2 protein-coding genes are annotated in these 3,616 nt (G+C 50.5%); both read left to right on the top strand.

What is annotated here, in order from left to right:
- Window positions 1-132: 132 nt before the first annotated feature.
- A complete protein-coding gene (locus WKK33_RS00110; protein ID WP_337468958.1) occupies window positions 133-1,797 on the top strand; it encodes an AMP-binding protein in 1,665 nt (554 codons plus the stop codon).
- Between the two features lie 17 nt (window positions 1,798-1,814).
- On the top strand, window positions 1,815-3,479 hold the full coding sequence (locus WKK33_RS00105) for an AMP-binding protein (protein ID WP_337568340.1): 1,665 nt from the start codon (window positions 1,815-1,817) through the stop codon (window positions 3,477-3,479).
- Window positions 3,480-3,616 lie beyond the last annotated feature (137 nt).

Below are 3,616 nucleotides of genomic sequence, written 5' to 3'. Positions count from 1 at the left end.
GAACACTTATAAATCGCTCATTTTAAGCTATTCAGCAGATTATAGAAGAATTTTAGGGAAAAATACTGCACATGAATTTTGGAAATGTGCATAATTGGTTGTACCTTTGCACACAAAATTTCTATTTGTGCAATGGACAAAGCATCCAGTTTTAATTTGCTTCTAGAACAAGCCATCATCAAGAATTGGGAGAAAGACGCCCTGACCGACTACAAGGGCGCCACACTCCAATATCATGATGTGGCACGAAAGATAGAGAAACTCCACATTATGTTTGAGAGTTCAGGAGTCTGCAAGGGCGACAAAATCGCGCTTTGCGGACGCAACAGCTCATCATGGGCATGCGCCTTCTTAGCCATCGTGACGTATGGCGCCATCGTCGTGCCCGTGCAGCATGAGTTTAAGCCTGAACAGGTTTACAACGTGGTGAACCATTCTGAGTCGAAGTTGCTCTTCGTGGGCGATGTGGTAAGCACCACCCTCGACTATAACATGATGCCCAACTTGGAGGGAGTGATCTATATTCCCGATTATTCACTTGTGGTAAGCAACTCGGAGAAGTTGACTTTCGCGCGAGAGCACCTCAACGAGATGTTCGGTCACAAGTATCCCAAGTATTTCCGCAAGGAGCACGTCAAGTATCATAAGGACCAGCCCGAAGAGCTGATCATGATCAACTACACCAGTGGCACGACAGGTTTCTCAAAGGGAGTGATGCTCCCCTACCGATCGGTTTGGAGCAACATCGACTTCCTGATCGATGAGTTGGGCAGCAAACTGCCCGCCAACTCGCGCGTGCTCGACATCCTCCCCATGGCTCACATGTACGGATTGGTGTGCGAGTTCCTGCTCCAGTTTGTATTGGGAAACCACCTCTTCTTCCTCACACGCTTACCGAGCCCCACGGTTATCCAGGAGGCCTTCATCGAAATTCACCCCGACGTCATCATCTCGGTGCCTCTCATCGTGGAGAAAATTGTCAGGAAACTGGTGTTCCCCAAGCTCAACAACAACCGTGTGAAGCTCCTCATGAAGATGCCGGGCATCAACAAGAAGGTGAAAGAACACATGCTGAAGACCGTCATGGATGTGTTTGGAGGCAAGGCGTTCGAGGTCGTTGTGGGTGGAGCCGGACTGAACCGCGAGGTGGAGGAATTCCTCACAAGCATCCATTTCCCCATCACCATGGGATACGGAACGACCGAGACGGGACCGCTCATCACCTTCTCCAACTACGACAATTTCGTTGGAGGCTCATGCGGAACGCCCGTGAAGCACATGGAAGTGAGGATTGCCAGCAACGACCCAGAAAACGAGGCCGGAGAGATCATTACGCGCGGACTGAACGTCATGAAGGGATACTACAAGAACGAGCAGGCCACACAAGCCGTGATCGACGAGAACGGATGGTTCCACACAGGCGACCTCGCCAAGATGTCGAAAGACGGACACGTCTTCATCCTGGGACGCATCAAGAACATGCTGCTCGGCTCCAACGGACAAAACGTGTATCCAGAAGAGATAGAAGACAAGCTCAACTCCATGGCCATGGTCAACGAGAGCCTCATCATCCAAAAGGGCGACAAGCTCGTGGGATTGGTTCATCCCGACATGCACGAAGCCGAGTCGCTCGGATTCACCGAGGACGACCTGAGAAATATCATGGAGCAGAACCGAAAGGAACTAAACAACTTGTTGCCTGGCTTCTGCAAAATCAGCGAGATACGACTCCAAGCTGAGGAGTTTGAGAAAACACCCAAGAAATCCATCAAACGATACCTCTACAAAGAGGCATAACAACCAATACCAAGATCATGGAACAGATCCCCAGTTTTAACGAGCTCATCGAAAAGAGCATCATTGACCATTGGCACAAAGACGCGCTAACCGACTTTAAGGGTGCGGTTCTACAATACCACGACGTAGCCCGCAAGATCGCCAAATTGCACATCATGTTTGAAAGTTCGGGCGTGAAGCGAGGCGACAAAGTTGCGCTCTGCGGACGAAACAGCTCGGCATGGGCGTGCGCTTTCCTGGCCACACTCACCTATGGGGCGGTGGCCGTGCCCATCCTGCATGAGTTCACGGCAGACCAAATCCACAACATCGTCAATCACTCAGACGCCAAACTGTTGTTCGTGGGCGACGTGGTGGCCACACAGATCGACACTACCAAGATGCCCCATCTTGAAGGTGTTATTTACATTCCCGACTATTCGCTTGTGCTCTCGCGCACCGACAAATTGACGTATGCACGCGAACACCTCAACGAGATGTTTGGACACAAATACCCCAAGTATTTCCGTCAGGAGCACATCAGTTACTATAAGGAGCAAAGCCCCGACGAACTGGCACTCATCAACTACACCAGCGGCACAACGGGATTCTCGAAAGGCGTGATGGTTCCCTACCGCGCCTTGTGGAGCAATGCCGACTTTGCCGAACACGTATTAGGCAACAAGATCAAGGTTGGCGACAATATCATTTCCATCTTGCCTATGGCTCACATGTATGGTATGTCGTTCGAGTTCCTCTTTGAGTTCATCAAGGGATGCCACATCTTCTTCCTGACACGCATTCCTTCACCCGCCATCATCGCAGCAGCTTTTGCCGAGGTGAAGCCACGCGTCATCATCTCGGTACCCCTCATCATCGAGAAGATCATCAAGAAGAAGGTGTTCCCGAAGATCCAGGATCCCAAGATGCGTCTCTTGATGAAGATGCCAGGCATCAACAGGAAGGTTTACGAGAAAATTTGCACGCAAGTAACCCAAGCCTTCGGAGGCAACTTCTACGAGATCATCATCGGCGGCGCCGCGTTCAACCAAGAGGTGGAAGCCTTCCTGCACCAGATTCATTTCCACTACACAGTGGGCTATGGAGCTACGGAGTGTGCACCGATCATCTGCTACGCCGACTACCAAGAATTTGTTCCAGGCTCATGCGGAAAGGCAGCCCTGCACATGCAGGTGCGTATTGACAGTTCAGATCCGCAGAACGTCCCTGGCGAAATCTTATGCAAGGGCCCCAACGTCATGTTGGGATACTATAAGAACGAGGAGGCCACTGCCGCTTCTATCGACAAGGAGGGATGGTTCCACACGGGCGACCTCGGCACGATGGACGCCGACGGCAACGTATTCATCAAGGGCCGCTCGAAGAACATGCTGTTAGGTTCTAACGGACAGAACATCTACCCTGAGGAGATAGAGGACAAGCTCAACTCCATGACTATGGTGGTTGAGAGCGTGGTGATCCAAGAAGGCGACAAACTCGTGGGACTGGTTTACCCCGACTTTGAGGAAGCCAAGCAAATGGGCTTCAACGACACCGACCTGGAAAACATCATGGAGGAGAACCGCAAGCAGCTCAATACGATTCTGCCCCACTATTGCAACCTGTCGGCCATCCGCCTGCACAACGAAGAGTTTGAAAAGACCCCGAAGCGTTCCATCAAGCGATTCCTCTACACAAAATAAGGCAGCAACAGCATAACGACATTATAATAATCCCGCAAGATTGGAAGTATCAACTTCTCATCTTGCGGGATTTGCTTTTATTCTACAATTAGTACTGATGCGATAAAATCGCATAGTTATTAAAATTCATCAAATAA

Source organism: Hallella sp., assembly GCF_037460745.1.
In the GTDB taxonomy this organism is placed as follows: Bacteria; Bacteroidota; Bacteroidia; order Bacteroidales; family Bacteroidaceae; genus Prevotella; species Prevotella faecis.
This window is presented reverse-complemented; position numbering and strand designations above follow the sequence as displayed.

What these genes read in the sequence shown, in the direction of transcription:
- WKK33_RS00110 (WP_337468958.1), top strand. Translation starts at nt 133, where the DNA reads ATGGACAAAGCATCCAGTTTTAATTTGCTTCTAGAACAAGCCATCATC.
- WKK33_RS00105 (WP_337568340.1), top strand. Translation starts at nt 1,815, where the DNA reads ATGGAACAGATCCCCAGTTTTAACGAGCTCATCGAAAAGAGCATCATT.